Raw genomic sequence first — 20,059 nt, 5'->3', positions numbered from 1 at the left:
ATGACATGAACAACAGGCCCCGCGACGGAGCACTTGTCTATGCTGAGCAGAAGGGAGAAGTTGAGCTTTGGGGCCGGCGATTTCGCGTTCGCCTTCACGTGGGCGTCGCTGTCGCTCTATCTGATGTATTTCTATACCGATGTCTTCGGTATCAGCCCCGCCGTGGTGGGAACTCTTTTCCTGGTGACTCGCCTGTGGGACGCCATCACCGATCCCATCGTGGGCGTATTGAGCGATCGCACCCGCTCTCGCTTTGGCCGCCTGCGTCCCTGGCTCCTGTTCTCGGCCCTGCCGCTGGGCATCATACTGGCCCTGACCTTCACCACCCCGGCACTGAGCGAGTCCGGCAAGGTGACTTACGCCTTCGTGACGTACATCGCGTTGATGGGCGTCTACACCATGGCCAACATTCCCTACTCCGCCCTGCCGGTCATCATGACCACAGACAACACCGAACGGCGGGACTTGAGCAACATTCGCGTCATCTGCTCCTATGTAGCGTTTGTCCTGATCAGCTACAGCACACTGCCGCTGGTCAGGTGGTTCGGCGGTGGTGATGAGGCACTGGGGTTCTCGCTGGTCTTTTCCCTCTACGGCGTCATGACATTTGCCGTACTGCTGGTCACCTTCAGGGGGGTCAATGAACGCCATACCGAAGGCGAAAGTGCCAGCAGCCCGCTGACCAGCTTCAGGGATGTAGCGCGCGCCAAACCGTTCTGGCTCATGTTCCTGGTCTGCGTGCTTATTTTCACACTGATGCTGATGCCGGACTCGGTAACCATCTATTTCTTCAAGTACTACCTGCACGATGAAGAAGGCGTCTCCCTGTTCCTCGCCTGCGGGTATGCCGCCGTGATCGCAGGGGTACTCATCAACCAGTATGTACTTCAGCGATTCTGCAAGCGCACCGTCATGATCTGGGCCAATCTCGGCTACGCACTTGCCCTTGCAGCCTTTTTCAAGGCCGTCGAAATCAACACCCCCACCTTCGTCGCCGTCTTCATGCTGGCCAAGGTATTCAACGGCATCATCGGCGCCACCATGTGGGCCATGGTGGCCGATATTGCCGACTACGTTGAGTACCGCTCGGGGCGGCGGGCTACCGGCGCGTCGACCAGCGCGGTCACGTTCAGCCACAAGTTCGGCATGAGTATTGGCGGGCTGCTGGTCGGGCTGCTGTTCAGCACCTTTGGCTATGTTCCCAACGCCGATCAGACACCGGAAGTCCTCACCCTGATCAAGTCCATGATGAGCCTGATCCCCGCGGCGGGCGCGCTGTGCGTCGCCCTGATCATGCTCAGGTATCCCCTCAGTGATCAGGTGATGGAAACCGTGCGTGCTCAAAAACCCACGGCGGCCTGATACGCCCGAGATGCCTTACCGTTCCCCATGTACAAGGATGACTGCAATGCGTGACCTTGATGAGCTGCTGACTCAACTGACCCTTGAGGAAAAAGCCGGCCTCTGCTCCGGTCAGGACTTCTGGCATACCCGTGCCATTGAGCGGCTCGGCATCCCGGCCATCATGATGGCCGATGGCCCCCATGGGCTTCGAAAGCAGCCTGATGGCCCGGGGGCAGATCATGTCGGCCTGCTCGACAGCACCCCCGCCACCTGCTTCCCGACCGCAGCAGGCCTGGCCAGCAGCTGGGATACGGAGCTATTAACCCGGGTCGGTCAGGCCCTGGGCAGGGAGGCCCAGGCCGAGGCACTGTCCGTGGTGCTCGGGCCCGGCGCCAACATCAAGCGCTCCCCCCTGTGCGGACGCAACTTTGAATACTTTTCCGAGGACCCGCTGCTGTCATCAAGACTTGCCAGCGCGCACATTCAGGGCGTGCAGTCTCAGGGCGTCGGCAGCTCACTGAAACACTTCGCGGCCAATAACCAGGAGCACCGCCGCATGTCGGTCGATGCACGCATTGACGAGCGCCCCCTGCGCGAAATCTATCTGGCAAGCTTTGAAGAAGCCGTACGTGAGGGCAAGCCATGGACCGTCATGTGCGCCTATAACCGCCTTAATGGCCCCCTGTGCAGCGAACATCACCGTCTGCTGACCGATATCCTGCGCGATGAATGGGGCTTCGAGGGCGTCGTGGTCTCTGACTGGGCCGCCGTCAATGATCGCATTGACGGCCTGAAGGCCGGGCTGGAGCTTGAAATGCCCTCCAGTGGTGATACCCGAACGCGCCTGATCGTCGATGCCGTCAAAGAAGGTCATCTGGAAGAGGCGGTGCTCGACCGCGCCGTACGGCGGCTGCTGACGCTGATTTTCAAGGGCGTCGACCAGCATCGTCCAAATGCCACGGCAGATCTGCAGGCACACCATCAACTGGCCCGCGAGGCCGGACGACAGAGTATGGTGCTGCTTAAAAACGAGCAGATATTGCCGCTGGGGTCTCAACAGAAGGTGGCAGTGATCGGTGAGTTTGCGCAGCGGCCACGCTTTCAGGGTGGAGGCAGCTCCCACGTCAATCCAACACGGGTGGATACGCCGCTTGATGCCATGACGTCGCGCGCCGAGGCCCCGTTGACCTACGCGCAGGGGTTCGAGATCGACAGCGATCAGACCAACGATCGCCTGACCGAAGAAGCGGTAGCAGCAGCGCAGAGTGCCGAGGTTGCCGTCCTGTTTGTCGGGCTACCGGAGCGCTACGAGTCAGAAGGCTATGACCGCACCCACCTGAACCTGCCTGCCAATCAACTGGCGCTGATTGATGCCATCACCCAGGCACAACCCGCCACGGTGATCGTTCTTGCCAATGGCTCGCCGATCATCATGCCCTGGGTTGATCGCGTGCCAGCCATTCTTGAAGGCTATCTGGGTGGTCAGGCGGCAGGGGCTGCCATCAGCGATCTTCTGTTCGGCGATGCCTCTCCCGCCGGACGGCTGGCAGAAACCTTTCCTCACCGGCTGGAAGATACGCCCTGCTATCTATCCTTTCCGGGGGAAGGCGATGTGGTGAACTACAGCGAGGGCATTTTTGTCGGCTATCGTCACTACGATACCGTCGGAACCGCACCACTCTTCCCGTTTGGCCACGGGCTGAGCTACACCACCTTCGAATACAGCGATCTGACGTTGTCAGGCGATGCCATTCGTGCAGAACAGGGCCTGAGTGTCACCCTGCGCGTGACCAATACCGGACGGCGTGCCGGCCACGAGGTCATACAACTGTATGTCAGCGATCGCACCTGCACGGTGCCTGTGGCTGAAAAGGCATTGAAGGGCTTTCACAAGGTGTACCTGGCGCCGGGCGAATCCATATCGGTAACCCTTGATCTGACCCACCGGGATCTTGCCTGGTACGACGTGGACCATCAATGCTTCCGCGCACCGAGCGGCACCTTCGAAGTGCACGTCGGTGCCTCCTCTCGAGATATTCGCGCCGTGGCCTCGTTCACCGTTGAGGGCGATGCACCTGCCTGGCCGGCCCTTCACCGCAATACGCTGTTCGGTGACCTTGAAGCCCTGCCGACTGCTCAGCGTATCCTGAGGGATACCCTGGCACCGATGGCCGAAGCCTCTCCACTGCTGGCCGGCATGCTGGGTGACACCAGCGATGGCGAAAGCGATGACATGATGGTGGCCATGATGCGCTATCTTCCTCTGCGCGCCCTGCCGTCCTTTACGGCCGGTGCATTCAGCGAAGACGATATCACCACGCTGCTGGAACGCCTGCGTCAGGCCGCTGTGGCCTGAATGTCCCGCTAGACACTGGCCGCCGCCAACGCAGCCAGTGTCTCGCCAATCGGCGCATCCACCTTGAGCGTGAACAGGTCATCGGCGCGTGTGCGCCCCTGGTTCAAGCAGAGTAGCGGCTTATCGGCCCGGTGAGCATGTCGCGCAAACCGGAACCCGGAAAACACCATCAGCGATGACCCGATCACCCACAGGGCACCCGCCTCGTCCAGCCGGTTCATGGCGCTCTGTAGCCGAGGCCTGGGCACGTTGTCCCCGAAATACACCACGTCCGGTTTCATGATGTCATGCCCGCATCTGGGGCAGGATGGGATCTGAACGCCTGAAAAATCTGCTTCCAGATCCGCATCGCCATCTGGTGCCACGGTCGCTGACATATCGCGCCAGCCCGGGTTCAGCTCGGCCAGCCAGTCATGATAGGCCCGTCGTTTCAACAGCCCGCTGCAGGCCATGCAGCGCACCAGATCCGCTCGACCATGCAGATCGATGACCTGTCGGCTGCCGGCCTTCTGGTGCAGGCGATCCACATTCTGGGTAATGATGGATGATACGACGCCTGACGCCTCAAGGGCTGCCAGCGCCCGATGAGCCGGCCCCGGCTGGGCCTCGCCCAGCACCTGGAACCCGATCAGGCTGCGGGCCCAGTATCGTTGCCGGGCAGCATGGCTTTGCATGAAGGCCTGGTGTGTCATCGGTGGCGGCCGCTTCCATTCCCCCTGCCGGTCACGATAATCCGGGATGCCGCTTTCGGTGCTGACACCAGCCCCCGTCAATACGCACACAGGCCCATGCTGGTGCAACAGCGTCTCAAGACACTCCATCAGGTCACGGTCAGGCATAACAACTCATCCAGTCAGACAAGGGTTTCGGTATACAAACAAGTGTAGTTATAACAGTCGCGCGCCACGCACTATTCGCGACAGGAATATGCTGGCGCCAGCGTCACTCACTTGCTCCTGCCCAGCAGCGAATGACCAAGACAACACACCACTGCACGTGCCTGTCGGGCATTCACTGTGTGACTATCTGACGCTGATGCTGGAAAGCATCTGGGGTTAAAATAACAATGGTTTGATGGAGAGAGTGCGCTTATGGCTAACGTAATTGCCTATCTATTTTATCGCGTGGCATACGCTATTTTGAACCTCAACCAAATACGCACTGCCAAGTGATACCCATGCGTAAGCATGATTAAAACCGGCAAAACGCGCAGGCACGCGAATTTTTGATATGCCGCCAAATTTAGATTTTCTCACAACAGAAACAATGGGGTAGAGTCAATTACTATGGCTACATAACCTCAAATAATGAGCGGGCACGCTTATTGATCTTATGCTGCCTTCCATATAATCATTGTTACAAATCCAACAAACTGAGCTCTATTATATGAAGAAGGAATTTTACAGGTTCAGAAGTATTAATAGTTTGATTGGTGAGTTCGAAGAGTTAGAAAAACAAAGCATCTATTTTGCAGCTCCCGAATCATTAAACGATCCTATGGAAGGCTTTCGAGATATGTACTGGAAAGGTGACTTCATAGTATGGAGAAACTTGTTTCGACATTATCTATTATGCCTCGAGAGGCTTTGTTCTTTTTTAATAATTTCAGGTGAAGAGTACCCCATAACTACAGCCTATATGCCTGTTTTTTCTGGCGAGGAAGATTTTCCTACACCAATGCATAAAAATTTATTCGTAAAAATTACAAAAAAATTCTTTGATAGTGAAAGCCTAATAAATATTATCGAACAAATTTCTAATCGAACAACACCTGTAAGAAGAGATGAATTATTTTTCTATCTTCGAATTATCCATAGCTTTGCACTCGAAGTTATTTATTCAGAATACGAAAGAATTGGACTTATTCCTGAACGAGAAAACAAAAACTCTGAAGCAGATAAACCAATTCGCGACCTGTTAAGCCAAGACTTCATACGTACTCTTGAGAAAAGCTTACTTGAGAGTGGAGGTAATGAAAAAATAGTAAGTTCTATATTTTCAGCACATCATCGTAGCAACCAGCAGATGGATCTAATATATCGATTTAATGGAAACATAGATAATGAAAAAAAGAATAGAAACCTAGTAATCATCGAATTCCCTAGGGAATATATCTCTCAAATTGAAAAGCTGGTTTTCCCTAATTGGTATACCGCATGTTTTATGTCTGAGTGTAAGAATTCTTCTGTATGGGGGCATTATGGTGATAATCATTCTGGTGCTTGCTTGATCTTTAATGCTGACGTAATTAATGAAAAATACTTTCTAAACCTGAAAGGAAGAAATGGTTACAGTTCAACATCCGGTCCTACTTATGGATTTAGCAAAAGAATGTTTTATCCGATAGATTACATTCAAGGTTATGGTCAAATAGATTTCTTTCGTATGCTTGGTCGCCTCCCTGTTCCTAAGCTGAATTCCATGTGGTACACGTTAGATGGTTCCTTGAGTGAATGTGCAGATGACATGATTAAATCTGAAGATGATTGGCGTGTGAATTATTGGGAGAATTTTTATAGAGATGTAACAGTTAAATCAAAATATTGGTCATATGAAAACGAACACCGCTTGATTCTTGCTAGCTCACTAGATAGTTTTTCAGCTCCAGAAGACAGGTCATTAAACTACGAATTCTCATCTCTTAAAGGTATTATTTTTGGTATTAAAACGACAATAGAAGATAAATTGAAAATAATAAAAATAATCGAGAAAAAATGTAAAGAAACAGATAGAGATGACTTTAAGTTTTACCAAGCGCATTACTCGCCAGAAGAGAAGTGCATAACACATTCTGAAATGTCTCTACTCAGCTTCACAAAAGAGGTGTAACAATTTGCTGCACTCGGAAAAAATTACTCGCTACGCTCCCAATTTTCCGGTGAGAAAGGCGTTAGCTATAAACAGATAGGATTGACGATGACCCGTTATCAACGTTCAAGTCAGATTTGGTCACTACTCATTTGTGCGGCGAGAGAACGAAAGTCATTCACTTATGGTGAAGTCGCCGACATATTAGGATTTGGCGGCGCTGGTACCATGGCGCAGCTCCTAGGGCCAATTATGTGGTTCTGCGAGGATAACGATTACCCGCCGTTGACAGTGTTGGCAGTCAACGCCGGTACCGAAATGCCGGGTTCGGGTCTGTCGACGCTCGAAGAAGTCAACGTTGACCGCGAAGACGTTTTCGCTTTCGATTGGTTTGAGCTTGAACCACCTCAATGTGAGACGTTTCGCAACTCAGATAGAGGCTAACTCCTAAGATCAGCGACTGATTCGCCACCCCGCCGGCTATGACGCCCGCTGCCGCCGCAAGGGTCGCATTTGGCATCGGGCTGGCGAGGTCGCCGGCGGCGAAAACGCCCGGGACCGTCGTTGTCTGCATCTCGTTGACGTCGAGATACGAGCCGGTCGGCCCGTCCTTTGTCGCGCAGCCCAGTTGTTCGGCGACATCGCTGGCAAGGGTGGTTCAGGGGACAGAAATAATCCCGCAAGCGGGATTTCACGCCCGTCGGCAAGCGTCGAACGTGGGCGCGAATCCGAGCAGGCCTGCAAAGCAGCCCCCAATGATGATGGCCTCATAATCCATGATATAACCTGCCTTTTGCTTCACGAAACATAATGTGCGTTTGGGGAAACAATGAAAACGTGGCTACTTATAGTGCTCGCTTCGCTGTCGCTGTCAGCCGTGGCTGACGACGAGGCGCTTGATTGCAATAACGTAATGAACACGCTCGATATCAATCGATGCGCGGCTATCGAGCTGGAGGACGCCGAGAAGGTACTCACCCACTATCTGGAAACGAGCGTTGAACGTAACGCGGCTGACCCTGAGTTGGTCGATGCCATCAAGGTGGCTCAAAAGCAGTGGCAGGCGTATGCCGCTGCCCATTGCGACGCTGTATATACGCAGTGGCGCGAGGGGACCATTCGAGGCGTCATGGGTATTACGTGCCGTACCCGGTTAACAAGACAGCGAACGCATGAGATCTGGCAGGACTTTCTTACCTACATGGACAGTACGCCGCCGGTGTTACCGGAACCCCCTGTCGAGTAACGCGTTACTTCCCTGCATGGCAGTACTGCCGTTACGTCCTGCAGGCACGTACCATGGCTGTCTTGAGTTTGAGCGAATGAGGGTTACCCAATGCAGACGTTGAGAATTGATCTGGTATCCGATGTTGCCTGCCCGTGGTGTGCCATCGGCTACCGGCGCCTGGCACACGCGCTGGAGACCCTGAAGGGCGAGATCGAAATCGAGCTTTTCTGGCAGCCCTTCGAGCTTAACCGGGATATGCCGCCCGAGGGCGAGCCAATACTCGAGCACCTGTGCCGGAAGTACGGCAAGGACGCGGCAAGCATGGAACAGTCCCAGCGTGAAATCATGAAGGTGGCCGAAGAACTGGGATTGAATTTCCGTGGCGCTCTCGAGCGCCGGGCAAACAATACCTTCGCGGCCCATCGGGTGCTGGCGTGGGCGACCACGCAGAACCGGGAAACGCCCCTGCAACTGGCCCTGTTTGATGCCTACTTCGGTGAGGCGAAAAATCCCGCCGACCCACAGGTGCTACGCGAGAAGGCCATTGAGGTGGGGCTTGACGGCGCCACCGCCGAGGCCATCGCCCGATCGGATCAGTACGCGGATGAGGTGAGAGCGGCCGAACAGAAATTCATGGATGCCGGAGTCACTGCCGTACCGGGCTTCATCCTCGACGGCCGCTACCTGATTTCCGGTGCCCAGCCAGCGGAAGTGCTTGTCGATGCACTTCGTCAGGTGGCCGAGGAAAACGCTAGCCGCTGATATGCTCACTCACTGTTCCCTTCCTCAACAGGAAGGCACGGGTGATGGTGTCAAAGACGATCCTTCCGTGACGCCATATCGTGAATCTCATCCTGCCGGTCACGATGATCAGGGGACCGGCTTTCGGTGCTGACGCCTGCGCCCCGTCAACATACCGACGAGCGCAGGCTGATTCAATGACGTCTCAAGGGCCCCCATCAAGCCACGGCCAGGCATAACGGCTCACCCGGTCGAACAGGGTTTTCGTTATACAAGCAAGTGTAGTTATAGTAGTGTCTAGCGCCTTTCCCTACGGCCCTGGCGGCCATGTTCTGCTCTGGAGAGCTGCCATGTACGGGTTGGAATATCTGCTTCCCCTGGTGTTCGTCACGCCCCTGATTGCCACGATCATCGTGGTCTATGGCATGCGCCATCTGTTTTACCATCGCTTTATTTCCCCCATCGACGGTGCGTTTCTCAACGAACCCGGGCAGAGCCTGCGTAACCGGCTCGATAGCGCCCTGATCCGCCTGTATCTTCTGGCCTCGGCCGGCCCCTTGCTCGCACTGATCCCTATTGTCTACGGCATGGGCAGGATGCTGATAACCACTGAGCAGAACTGGCTGGAATGGGCACTTTATGGCGCGGGCAGTACAGTCGTGGTATTTGCTCTGGCCGGGCTGATGGTGGCGACCTGGCAGCGCGTCAGGCGCCTGAAGCTGGGGCTTTCGTGCGAACTGGCCGTCATCGACACCCTCCGCTCACTGGATGGCCGTGACGCCGGAGGATACGCCGTATACACCAGTATCGACTGCCCGCTGGAGCCGATGACCGCCATCGTGCTGACGCCTCAGGGGGTGTATACCGTCACCGCCAAGGCGCGGTTACGCCCGATCCATGTCGGTATTCACGAACCGGTTGTCGTCCAGCGCGAGCAACTGCAGTTCCCCCACATGCGTGAGCATCAGCCAGTGCGTGAAGCACGCAGTGCCTGTCGCTGGCTGTCACACCAGCTGGAAGCCCATATGAAAACCCCGGTTTTCGTGACCGGGGTAGTAGCCCTGCCGGCCTGGCAGGTGCAGGGCCAGGCATCGGGGGAAGATGTACTGGTGCTGGGAGGGCATCAGCTCATGCAGGGCCTGCTGACCCACATCCCTCCCACGATACTGACGCCCGAACAGCATGACACCCTGGCTCACCTTCTGACTCAGTGGGCCGCCGGCAACGTGCATTTCCAGGATAAGTGATCAGGCCCCATGTTCTGGCCGGAATGGCCCCTTGAACGTGCATGGCCGAGGTGCCCTGGCCGAGCCCATGCCGATCGGATTGTAATAACGCCCTCCTCAAGCGGCCGCCCCGGCCGCTTTTTTCGTTTTGGTATCTTCCCGCAAGAGCGCCACACCGACCTGGTAACAATACAGTGGTTGAATTTGTGCAATTGTATGCTGTATACAATTTAGAGCGGCACGACGAGATAACAAGTCCAAGAACACTCGAGGTGTGAAATGACTCCACGAATCGCCCAACGACCGGGGCCCGGCGCCCTGTGTCTCATACTTGCCAGTTTCGCCGTCATCATGTCGACGGTGCTGGTTCTCAAGATTCCGGTAGCGCTGGCGCTCTTTGCCGCCTGGTTTGCCATGTTCGCGATCGGAAAGGGCCTGGGCCACGCCTACGACTCGCTCCAGCAGGGTGCCCTTGACGGTATTCGCAGCGGGCTCGAGGGGGTGCTGATCATCGTAACGGTTGGCGCACTGATCGGCGGCTGGATCGCCGGTGGCATCGTACCCAGCGTCATCTACTACGGCGTATCACTGATTGACCCCGCCTGGTTTCTACCTGCGGCGTTTCTGATATGCGGGCTCACCGGGCTGGTCACCGGCACCTCGTTCGGCGCAGTCGGCACGATCGGGATCGCCATGATGGGCATCGGCCACGGGTTCGAGCTGCCGCTACCGGTGGTAGCGGGCGCTGTCATCTCCGGTGCCTATGTAGGCGACAAGCTCTCGCCCCTGTCCGATACCACCGTACTAACGGCCTCCATCTGCGAAGTGCCGCTGATCGAGCATGTGCGCTCCATGCTCTACACCGGCGTTCCCTGCGTAACGCTGGCGACGGTCGGTTTTGCCATCGCCGGCAATCACTTCTCAAGCACCGAGTACGATATGCAGCAGGCCGATGCAGTCATGGCCCAGCTCGACGCGCACTTCTCGATCTCGGTCTGGCTGCTGCTGCCCATCCTCGCCACGCTGCTGCTGCTGGCCCTGCGCAAGCCGGCGCTGCCGGTCATCGCCATCGGTGCGGTACTCGGCGTCGCCTGCGCCTGGCTGGTTCAGGACAGCACGCCGCTGGAAGCGGTCACTGCCCTCTATGCCGGCAACCAGGGCGACTACGGTGACGGCTATCTGGCCAGCATCCTCAATCGCGGCGGTATGGCCTCAATGCTGCCGGTGATCGCGATCGTCATCTTCGCGCTAGGGCTCGGCGGGCTGATGGAGCGCCTGGGCGTTCTGGAAACGATCGCCGATGCGCTCACGCGAATGGTTCACCGCAGCACCGGCCGTCTTACTCTCGCTACCATCGCCTGCGGTTTCTTCGGCACCATCTTTGGCGGCGCCGCCTACGTGGCCATTTTCACGGCAGCGTCGATGACCCGAAACATCTACGACCGCCTGGGGCTGCAGCGCACGGTACTGTCACGCAACGTGGAGGCCGGCGGCACGCTTTCCACGCCGATGATTCCCTGGACGAGCGGCGCGGTATTCATGGCGACCACTACGGGCGTCGCGACCATCGATTACCTCCCCTTCCTCTGGTATCACTGGCTCGTGATGGTGTTCTCGCTCCTTTATGGCTTCACCGGGTTCGCGATGTGGAAACGCCCGCAGACCGATACCGACGCCGAACCCGCTCGTTAACTCAACCGACCTTCTGGAGAACAACCTCATGACCAACACTACCGGCAGCTCCCAATCCTACGTCGCCGACTCACGCAACGAAGACGTCATCGTCCATGTCGATGGCGAGTTCAAACCCAAGAGCCAGGCGACGGTATCGATCTTCGATAGCGGCTTCGTACTGGGTGACGGCGTGTGGGAAGGCATTCGACTGGTCAACGGCAGGCTGATTGCTCTCGACGAGCACATGAAGCGGCTCTATCAGGGCGCGGCGTCGATCTCGCTGGATATCGGCGTCACTCGCGATGAGCTGGTTGACCTGATTCACCAGACGCTGGAGAAGAACGACATGACCGACGGCGTGCATATTCGCCTGATGGTCAGCCGCGGACTCAAGAGCACGCCCAACCAGGACCCGCGATTTCTGCGCGGCAAGGCAACGATCGTGATCGTCGCCGAGCACAAGGTGATCGACAAGGCAGCCAAGGCGAAGGGCCTGACGCTGTTCACGTCGACATTCCGCTGCAGCTCGCCCGACGTGTTTGACCTGCGGCTCAACTCACACAGCCGGCTCAACTTCATTCAGGCGCTGATCCAGGCGATCAACGCCGGCGCCAACGAGGCGCTGATGCTGGATCCCCACGGGTTTGTCGCCAGCTGCAACTCCACCAACTTCTTCATTGTCCGCGATGGCGAACTCTGGACCTCCACCGGGCGTTACAACTTCAAGGGCATCACCCACAAGACGGTCATGCGGCTGGCGCGTGAGAATGGCATCATCGTTCATGAAACGGACTTCACGCTGGCAGAGACCTACACCGCCGACGAAGCCTTCGTCACTGGTACACTGGGCGGCCTGACACCGGTCTATCAGATCGATGGGCATGCTATCGTAAACACCCGAAGCGAGCGCCTGACCGATCGTCTTGCCGAACTCTACAGCGCTTATCTGCAACACGGCTGAAGACCATCATTGCCACAATGGGAAGCGAATGTTCACTACCGAGATCGAACAGATCCCCGAGCGCCGCACACTCTGGGAACAAACCGCCCAGCGCCTGCAGACGTTGATTGCCAACGGCACACTGGCGCCAGGCACTCGCCTGACCGAAAACGCCCTTGCCGAGCAGATGGGGGTCAGCCGCGCCCCCTTGCGTGAAGCGATTCGGCATCTGATCAACGTCGGTTTGCTCGTCAGTGAACCCTACAAGGGGGTGCGGGTGCTCGAGCTCACCCGAGAGGGGCTTCATCAGCTCTATGAATACCGCACCGGCATCGAGCAGATGGCGTTTCGGAGCCTCTGGCCCAAACGCGGCGCCAGAAGTTTCGCCGATCTCGACCATCGCCAGGCCCGGCTACTGGAGGCGATCGACGACGGCGACAGTGCACTTGCCATCGATCGTGAACTGGAGCTGCATCAGTGGTGCTATGAACTCAGCGGCAATACGCTGCTGCTCGATGCGTGGACACGGATCAAGCCACACCTGCGCTGCTATTTCGTACTGCACCAGCGGGCGCACAATCGAGCCGGCCCGGCGCGGCAATCCCACGACAGCTACATCGAACACGCCAAAGGAGAGTCTCTACCGGCAGCGCTTGACTTCATCGAGGCGCACATGAAGCAGGGATTCGACCAGGTCATTGCTCACCTGCGCTGAACTGTCAGTCATGCCGTGCTGCCGGTTTACTCCTCGCAGCGGACTACGATAAACGCCTCGGGAGCGTCAGCGCTCCCGAGGCGCAGTACCTACCTTCCGGTATCAGACCGACATCCCCTGATCAGGCCCCGTGTTCTGGTCGAAATGACCCAATGCCCCTGACATGAACGATGCCCTTTGGCCGAGCCCGTACCTGTCAGAGCGACTGCAGCCAGAACAACAGCCCCAGCCATAGAAAGAAATAGACCACCAGCGCAATGAGCCAGCCGCGTATCGATGGAGCAGCGGTCGCATCACCGGCATTACGCCGAGCCCAGGTCAGACCATCCAGCTGGGCATGCGAAGGGCGCCCTCCGGTCGATGCACTGATGACATGTCCGGTGACCACCACCACTACCACGCCGACCAGATTGTAATAAAGCCAGGACATGTCGATGACTGCCGTCAGCCCCCAGACCACCAGCACGCCGACAATCAGGCCGAAGAAGGCCCCTGTTCCATTGACGCGGCGGCTCAGAATGGCCAGCCAGAACACGCCCAGCAAGACGCCGTTGAAATAGGAGCCGATGCGATTGACCGCCTCGATCACCGGCCCCAGGTTGCCGGCAAAAAAGGCAAAGATGGTGGCAAAGATCCCCCACAGCACGGTCATCCAGCGCGAGGCCGTCAGATAATGTGCCTCCGACCGGTCCCGGGCGACAAAACGCTGGTACACGTCTCTGACCGAGACGGCTGACAGTGAATTAAGCGCAGAATCCAGGCTCGACATGGCAGCAGCAAATACCCCCGCCACCACCAGGCCCGATACACCAGGCGGCAGCTCGGTGACCACAAATCGAGGGAAAAGCTCGTTGGGGTTGTCCACGTTCGGCACGCCTGTATGGCTGTAGAAGGCGTGGAGCATGATGCCGATAAACAGAAACAACATCATCTGAGGCACCAGCAGGAACCCGCCCAGCATCAGTGAGCGCTTGCTTTCATGTTCGGATTTGCTGGTCAGTACGCGCTGAATCTGGCTTTGATCCGCGCCGAAATACGCCACATGCAGGAAGAACCCACCCAGCACACCAGCCCAGAGGCTATAGGTCACTGAGGGGTTCGGGTCGAGGTTGATCGGGTGCAGCAGGCCGGCATCACGCGCATGGCTGAACACCTCCCCCCAGCCACCGGGCAGGCCGTTCACGATCACGACAATACTGAGCCCCGCCCCCAGCCACAGCACCACCATCTGCATGACATCGGTCCAGATCACGGCACTGATACCGCCCAGTACGGTATAACTGACGGCAATCACGGCCATCAGCAGAATGGTCCAGTCCGTGGGCCATCCGGTGACCACCGACAATACCAGCGCCGGCGCATACAGCACGATGCCCGTAGCAAGCCCCCGAGCCAGCAGAAACAGCAGTGACGCCAGCAACCGAGCCCGAACGTCAAACCGTCGCTCAAGGAATTCATATACCGTGTAGACACCACTGCGATAAAACACAGGCACCATGAAGGCGATCAGAAACCCGATGGCCAGCGGAGCATTGACGAAGGTAACCAGGCGTTCGAGGCCGCCCTCATAGCCCCAGCCCGGTGCACCGATGAACGTGATGGCACTGGCTTGGGTGGCCATGACCGAGAGCCCTACTGCCCACCAGGGAATCCTGCGTCCGCCAAGGAAATAATCCTCGGTCGATCCCTGCTTGCGGCCCATCCAGGCCCCGACGGCTGCCGTCAGTGCGATGTAAAACACCAGCACCAACGTATCCCATATCGTGAACTGACTCATCCTGCCCTCCGGATATTGTTATTGTTTCAGGCAACCTGCCAGGCCCTGGGCTCAACAGGCTTGATTTCAAATGTAGCTAATAAAGTGCTGTCTATACGAAGCATTCGACGTCAGCAGGAAAAAACGATCGGGCACAGCCAGCCAGGACATTGCACGTGGAAGCCCGCTCTCACACCTGGTACGCTCAATGGACCTTCATCACATCACGAGCACATCATGTCCGACACACCGACTATTGCCGTACTGGGCCTGGGCGCCATGGGCCACGCCTTTGCCGCGAATCTGCTGGCCAGCAACATGACCGTTCGACTCTGGAACCGTACCCGCGCCCGTGGCGAGGATCTGGAAGCGAAGGGGGCCGCCCTGTGCGATACGCCGTCCGAAGCGGTCAAGGGAGCGCAGGTAGTACTGACCATGCTGCCGGACATGGAGACCACACGCGACGTACTGCTGGACAGCGGCCGGGCCCTTGAAGCCATGCCGGAGGGTGCGACGCTGCTGCAGATGGGCACCCTCGGCGTTGAGCCGACCGAAACGCTGATGAACGCCGTTCAGCAGCAACGGCCGGATATTGTCTTCATTGATGCCCCGGTATCCGGCACCAAGGCCCCGGCCGAAAAGGCGCAGGTACTGGTACTGGCCAGTGGTGAACGCGACAGGTCACCCCACATCGACGCCGTATTTGGCGCCATCTCCAAGGGGGCCCGCTGGCTGGGTGAGGCCGGTGCCGGCTCGCGCATGAAACTGGTGGTCAATGCCTGGCTGATTGAAATGATGCAGGGCATTGCCGAGAGCGCTCGACTGGCCGAAAGACTGGGATTTTCCACCGATGACTTCTGGTCCGTACTCGACGGCGGCCCACTGGCAGCCCCCTACGTCAAGGCCAAGCTCGACATGATCAAAAGCGGTAACTTTGACGCTCAGATGGCGCTGGAATGGGGGCTGAAGGATGCCCGCCTGGCACTTCAGGCCGCCGGCGATCAACCGATGCCGGGGCTTGAGCGCATTGAATCCCTGTGGACAGAAGCCGACGAGAATGGCCTGTCCAAGGAAGATATTGCCGGCATTTATCGCTGGCTGGAAAAATAACCTGCTCCCGTGGCGTGATGCATCACGCGACGTAACGGGCCACGCCGCGGGTCAGTGTGGCCACACACTGCCCCTTGAGAGCTACGCCGGCCAGCGGCGTATTGAAGCCGGCCGAGTGCCAGTCGGACTCGGCCGGCGTCCATGTCCGCTCAAGATCAAACAGTGCCAGATCGGCCGGGCTCCCCGGGCTCAGATGGCCCAGCGGTTCGCCGAGCACCATGGCAGGCCCTCGAGTCAGCGCCTCGACCAGACGCGGTAAACCCAGCACGCCCTTGTCCACCAGCGCCATGCCCATGCTGAAACAGGTTTCAAGACTTGCCATGCCCGGCTGTGAAGCAGCAAAGGGAGCCAGCTTGGCGGCTGCCTCATGGGGCAGGTGATCGCTCACGATCGCATCAATGATCCCTTCACTGAGCCCTTCTCGCAGAAGCGTGCGATCACTTTTGTCCCGCAGCGGTGGCTGGAAGTGAAAGCGGCTGTCAAACCCTTCGAGCAATCGGTCTGTCCAGTGCAGGTGGGCAATGCCGACATCGGCCGTCACATCCAGACCCCGGGCCTTGGCCTGTGCGATCAGATCAACGCTTCGCCCGGCCGACAGCAGGGAGAAGTGGGCCCGCACCCCGGTCTGCTCGATCAGCATCAGCCATTGAGACAACGCCATGATCTCGGCCGTATCCGAAATTCCGGAAAGCCCCAGACGTGCGGAAATAACCCCTTCATGGGCACACCCTCCGGCCGCCAGAGCGGCATCCTCCGGCTGAATATGAACCGGTATATCAAAGGTGGCCGCATATTCAAGGCACCGCAGCATGACGCGGGTATCCGCGATGGGCTGGCGCAGGTTGGTCAGCGCCACGCAGCCTGCCTGCTTGAGGCCGGCCATATTGGTCAACAGCTGTCCGGAAAGCCCCTGCGTCAGCGCACCCAGCGGCAGCACCCGCACCGACCCCAGCGCCTCGGCCTTGCTCAGCAGGGTCTGAATATGGGACGGGTTGTCCAGTACCGGTGACGTATCCGGCCGAGGGCACAGGGTGGTATAGCCACCGGCCAGCGCCGCCTGCACTTCACTGGTCAACTGTCCCTTGTACCTCGGCCCCGGATCTCGCAGATGAGGAGCAATGTCGATGAGTCCCGGCGTCACCAGCAAGCCAGCCACGTCAAAGTCCTGCACACCTTCAAACCCTTCCGGCGGCGTATCGATGGCCGCAATCCGGCCATCGTCGATATAGAGCGTGGCCACCTCATTGATTCCCTGGGTCAGATCCAGCACATGGCCACCGCTCAAACTGTAGCGGCGTGGCAAGTTATCTGGTGCAAGGGCAATACGCGGCATGGGCGGCCTCTCATGTGGTGGATCGACGTCGCGCCAGAGTATAGCGCCCTTTGCCAGGCGGAAAAACGAACAGCCCCTGTCGCCTCACTTCCCTGGTCGATGCAATGGCATCGTTTCATGCGGCAGAGCACCTGTCCGCCAGTGTGACAGAAGATTATACGGCAACTTTACGTATTAAATTACGTAATTAGATAAAGACGTAAAAACTGATAGGCTGCTAACTTGTAACAGGGAGAAAATAGCCTTGATAGCCCAGGCAGTAATGATGAGCCATGCATGATATTGACCGGCGAATGCTCATATTTCTGAAAATCGTCGCGACGCCGTAAAGACATTGAATTCGTCATTTCATGCATGCAGTCGTCAGTGCTTGCCCCTCCCACCATGACCAATAAAAAGAGCACATGGCCTCCTATGCTGCTCAAACGATGTCCGCACCCGCTTCACCAGAAAAAGGACAACACAAAAAGCGCCGATCCTGCGCCATTTAACGCCCAAAAAACGCCAAGTGCGCCAAACGCGTAGAAATACAGTGGCATACTCACTCGGGTATTCAAACGAAAAAACGCGCTCGATGGCGCGCTTTTTTTGCCCGACAGGGCATCCCGAGCTGACCAGCGAACTGAAGTATCAGGGGTGCTCGGAGACAGGGATTTTCCGGCATGCCGGCAGTGCGCGTTCAAACCATGGGGTAGTCGATCAGAAGGCTCATGCCATTACGCCTGGTCTCAGCGATTTACGATGGGAAGTTCGAGGGCACCCGTACCGACATGTTTCCGGCTACCGGCTTCGCGACTTTTCAGACAACGAAAACAACAACGCCGCCCGAAGGCGGCGCAGCAACGCAGGTGATCCCGAGACGCTTCAGGCAGCGCCTTTCTGCGTCTGACCACTGACCGCCATCGACAGTACGGCCATGCGAACGGCTATGCCGTTGGTGACCTGATCCATGATCAGGGACTGCGGGCCGTCCGCCACGGCAGATTCGATCTCGACACCACGGTTCATCGGGCCGGGATGCATGACCACGGCATCAGGCCGTGCGTAGGCCAGCGTTTCACGTGTCAGGCCATAGTAGCGATAAAATTCGCCTTCAGACGGCAACAGCGCGCCGTCCATACGCTCCTTCTGCAGGCGCAGCATGATCACGACATCCACATCCTTCAGGCCCTGACGCAGGTTGGTAAACACCCGGCATCCCATGGCATCCACCTGAGAGGGCAACAGTGTCAGCGGTGCCACCAGCCGAACCTCACCAGCCCCCAGCGTTTTCAATGCATGAACCTGAGAGCGCGCTACCCGGGAGTGCAGAATGTCGCCGACAATGGCCACCTTGAGGTTCGAGAACTCGCCCTTGTGGCGGCGAATCGTCAGCATGTCGAGCATGGCCTGCGTCGGGTGGGCATGGCGCCCGTCACCGGCATTGATGATCGCCACGTGCGGCGTTACCTGGCTTGCTATGAAGTGAGCCGCGCCGGAGTCGCTATGACGCACGACAAAGGCATCGGCCTGCATGGCTTCCAGATTGAACAGGGTATCTCTCAGGGTTTCACCCTTTGAGGAAGAAGACGTACCAATATCCAGATTGAGCACATCCGCCGACAGGCGCTTGGCGGCCAGTTCGAAGGTGGCACGGGTGCGAGTGGAGTTTTCGAAAAACAGATTGACGACAGTACGCCCACGCAGCAGAGGCACCTTCTTGACCTGCGCATCACCGATACCACGAAAGCTGTCTGCGGTATCCAGAATATCAGTCAGCAGTGCCCGAGGCAGTCCCTGAATATCCAGAAAGTGACGCAGGCGACCCTGCTCATCAAGCTGAACATCACCAGGCAGGGCAGGGGGACATATCTGCATCTCAGGTCTCCTTGAGCGTCAACATAAGCGGGTCCGGCCCGGTCAGCTTGATGCGCTGTCCGGCAGGCAGTGACAGATCCAGCCCGACAACGTCGGGTTGAATCGGTAATTCTCGTCCGGGCAGGGCAATCAGACTGACCAGCGTAATGCGTTCAGGACGGCCGAAATCAAACAGCTCATTCATGGCTGCGCGAATGGTTCGCCCTGACATGATGACATCATCGACCAGCAGGATATGCGCACCTTCGATATCAAAGGGCAGCGAGGTGGAACGACGATTGGGGGCCAGGCCCTGATGGTAGAAGTCATCACGCCAGAAGCCGATATCCAGCGTGCCGACCGGACGGGGCAATTCAAGCTCCCTGGCGATTGCCTCGGCCACCCAGACGCCACCGGTATGCAGGCCAACCAGCTGCACGTTCTGCAGCGCCTCCGGCATGGTCGAAAAGTGCGCCCGGGTCTTCGAGACCAGCACATCCAGCAGGGAAGAAACATCGGGAAGGGTCATTGGTTTATCTCCGAAAGCAGCATGCCGACGACATCGTCACGCCCGAAAAATCCCGCCAGAATAAGCTGGGCAGCGATGCCGTCCACCCCGTGCTGACGGTAGTTACCCTTGTGCCCGCGGGCATGGGCGATGGCCTTGGCTTCCCGGGTCGAGCCACGCTCGTCCACCATCTCGAATGGAAGGCCGTAACGGCCGTGCAGGCGATTGGCAAACTTGCGGGCACGCCGGCTCATCTCGGATTCGGTATCATCCATGTTCAGCGGCAGCCCTACTACCAACAGGTCCGGCTCCCACTCCTGAAGCAGTCGACTGATGATCGTCCAGTCCGGAATGCCATCACGCGCCGCCAGCGGCTCGAGGGGCGTAGTCGATCCCAGCATTTCCTGCCCGACCGCCACCCCGATGCGACGCGAGCCGAAATCAAAGGCCATGACCAGCCGTTGCCCATTGCTCATGAAGCCTC

General features: G+C 57.8%; 17 protein-coding genes. 11 read left to right on the top strand and 6 right to left on the bottom strand.

Going from position 1 to position 20,059, the window contains the following annotated elements:
* Positions 1-39: 39 nt before the first annotated feature.
* Together OQ287_RS07175 and OQ287_RS07170 are read left to right on the top strand one after the other, a co-directional pair.
* The gene (locus OQ287_RS07175) at positions 40-1,362 is read left to right on the top strand and encodes an MFS transporter (RefSeq protein ID WP_265895993.1); all 1,323 of its coding nucleotides are present in this window, start codon (positions 40-42) and stop codon (positions 1,360-1,362) included.
* Between the two features lie 46 nt (positions 1,363-1,408).
* On the top strand, positions 1,409-3,700 hold the full coding sequence (locus OQ287_RS07170; RefSeq protein WP_265895992.1) for a glycoside hydrolase family 3 C-terminal domain-containing protein: 2,292 nt from the start codon (positions 1,409-1,411) through the stop codon (positions 3,698-3,700).
* A gap of 8 nt (positions 3,701-3,708) precedes the next feature.
* Here the strand turns inward: OQ287_RS07170 and OQ287_RS07165 are convergent, their stop codons facing one another.
* Positions 3,709-4,539 (bottom strand): NAD-dependent protein deacetylase, encoded by an 831-nt coding sequence (locus tag OQ287_RS07165; RefSeq protein WP_250934833.1) that lies wholly within the window; start codon positions 4,537-4,539, stop codon positions 3,709-3,711.
* Positions 4,540-5,086: 547 nt separating this feature from the next.
* Here OQ287_RS07165 and OQ287_RS07160 point away from each other — a divergent pair.
* The 8 genes from OQ287_RS07160 to OQ287_RS07125 all read left to right on the top strand — a co-directional run bounded on the left by OQ287_RS07160 (position 5,087) and on the right by OQ287_RS07125 (position 13,032).
* Positions 5,087-6,529, top strand: coding sequence for a DUF2971 domain-containing protein (locus OQ287_RS07160; protein ID WP_265895990.1), 1,443 nt, complete (start codon positions 5,087-5,089; stop codon positions 6,527-6,529).
* 87 nt (positions 6,530-6,616) lie between these two features.
* Entirely contained in the window at positions 6,617-6,952 is a 336-nt protein-coding gene (locus OQ287_RS07155) for a hypothetical protein (RefSeq protein ID WP_265895989.1), read from the top strand.
* Positions 6,953-7,337: 385 nt separating this feature from the next.
* On the top strand, positions 7,338-7,754 hold the full coding sequence (locus tag OQ287_RS07150; RefSeq protein ID WP_250934832.1) for a lysozyme inhibitor LprI family protein: 417 nt from the start codon (positions 7,338-7,340) through the stop codon (positions 7,752-7,754).
* Positions 7,755-7,844: 90 nt separating this feature from the next.
* Positions 7,845-8,498: a DsbA family oxidoreductase gene (locus OQ287_RS07145; protein ID WP_265895988.1), complete on the top strand. Its 654-nt coding sequence runs from the start codon at positions 7,845-7,847 to the stop codon at positions 8,496-8,498.
* 329 nt (positions 8,499-8,827) lie between these two features.
* Positions 8,828-9,724, top strand: a complete 897-nt coding sequence (locus OQ287_RS07140; RefSeq protein WP_250934830.1) for a nuclease-related domain-containing protein — start codon at positions 8,828-8,830, stop codon at positions 9,722-9,724.
* Positions 9,725-9,982: 258 nt separating this feature from the next.
* Positions 9,983-11,395: a Na+/H+ antiporter NhaC gene (gene nhaC, locus OQ287_RS07135; RefSeq protein ID WP_250934829.1), complete on the top strand. Its 1,413-nt coding sequence runs from the start codon at positions 9,983-9,985 to the stop codon at positions 11,393-11,395.
* Between the two features lie 28 nt (positions 11,396-11,423).
* Complete coding sequence (locus OQ287_RS07130; RefSeq protein WP_250934828.1) at positions 11,424-12,338, top strand: aminotransferase class IV; 915 nt, start codon at positions 11,424-11,426, stop codon at positions 12,336-12,338.
* Positions 12,339-12,366: 28 nt separating this feature from the next.
* Positions 12,367-13,032: a GntR family transcriptional regulator gene (locus tag OQ287_RS07125; RefSeq protein WP_250934827.1), complete on the top strand. Its 666-nt coding sequence runs from the start codon at positions 12,367-12,369 to the stop codon at positions 13,030-13,032.
* Positions 13,033-13,228: 196 nt separating this feature from the next.
* On the opposite strand, the gene OQ287_RS07120 is transcribed toward OQ287_RS07125, so the two are convergent.
* Complete coding sequence (locus OQ287_RS07120; protein WP_265895987.1) at positions 13,229-14,809, bottom strand: sodium:solute symporter; 1,581 nt, start codon at positions 14,807-14,809, stop codon at positions 13,229-13,231.
* 216 nt (positions 14,810-15,025) lie between these two features.
* Between OQ287_RS07120 and OQ287_RS07115 the strand changes: the two genes are divergently transcribed.
* Positions 15,026-15,898: an NAD(P)-dependent oxidoreductase gene (locus OQ287_RS07115; RefSeq protein WP_265895986.1), complete on the top strand. Its 873-nt coding sequence runs from the start codon at positions 15,026-15,028 to the stop codon at positions 15,896-15,898.
* A gap of 22 nt (positions 15,899-15,920) precedes the next feature.
* Here the strand turns inward: OQ287_RS07115 and OQ287_RS07110 are convergent, their stop codons facing one another.
* From OQ287_RS07110 to ruvX, 4 genes are all read right to left on the bottom strand, one after another.
* Positions 15,921-17,231 carry a dihydroorotase gene (locus OQ287_RS07110; protein ID WP_265895985.1) on the bottom strand — a complete coding sequence of 437 codons (1,311 nt, stop codon included), beginning with the start codon at positions 17,229-17,231 and terminating at the stop codon, positions 15,921-15,923.
* A gap of 864 nt (positions 17,232-18,095) precedes the next feature.
* Positions 18,096-19,088: an aspartate carbamoyltransferase catalytic subunit gene (locus tag OQ287_RS07105; protein ID WP_250934820.1), complete on the bottom strand. Its 993-nt coding sequence runs from the start codon at positions 19,086-19,088 to the stop codon at positions 18,096-18,098.
* A 1-nt stretch (position 19,089) separates the two neighbouring features.
* Positions 19,090-19,596: a bifunctional pyr operon transcriptional regulator/uracil phosphoribosyltransferase PyrR gene (pyrR, locus tag OQ287_RS07100; RefSeq protein ID WP_265895984.1), complete on the bottom strand. Its 507-nt coding sequence runs from the start codon at positions 19,594-19,596 to the stop codon at positions 19,090-19,092.
* A complete protein-coding gene (ruvX, locus tag OQ287_RS07095; RefSeq protein WP_250934816.1) occupies positions 19,593-20,051 on the bottom strand; it encodes a Holliday junction resolvase RuvX in 459 nt (152 codons plus the stop codon). Before ruvX ends, pyrR begins: the two co-directional genes overlap by 4 nt.
* Between the last annotated feature and the right edge of the window lie 8 nt (positions 20,052-20,059).

Source organism: Larsenimonas rhizosphaerae, assembly GCF_026240105.1.
In the GTDB taxonomy this organism is placed as follows: domain Bacteria; phylum Pseudomonadota; class Gammaproteobacteria; order Pseudomonadales; family Halomonadaceae; genus Larsenimonas; species Larsenimonas rhizosphaerae.
The sequence above is the reverse complement of the archived record's forward strand: the minus strand, read 5'-3'. Positions and strand labels throughout refer to the sequence as shown.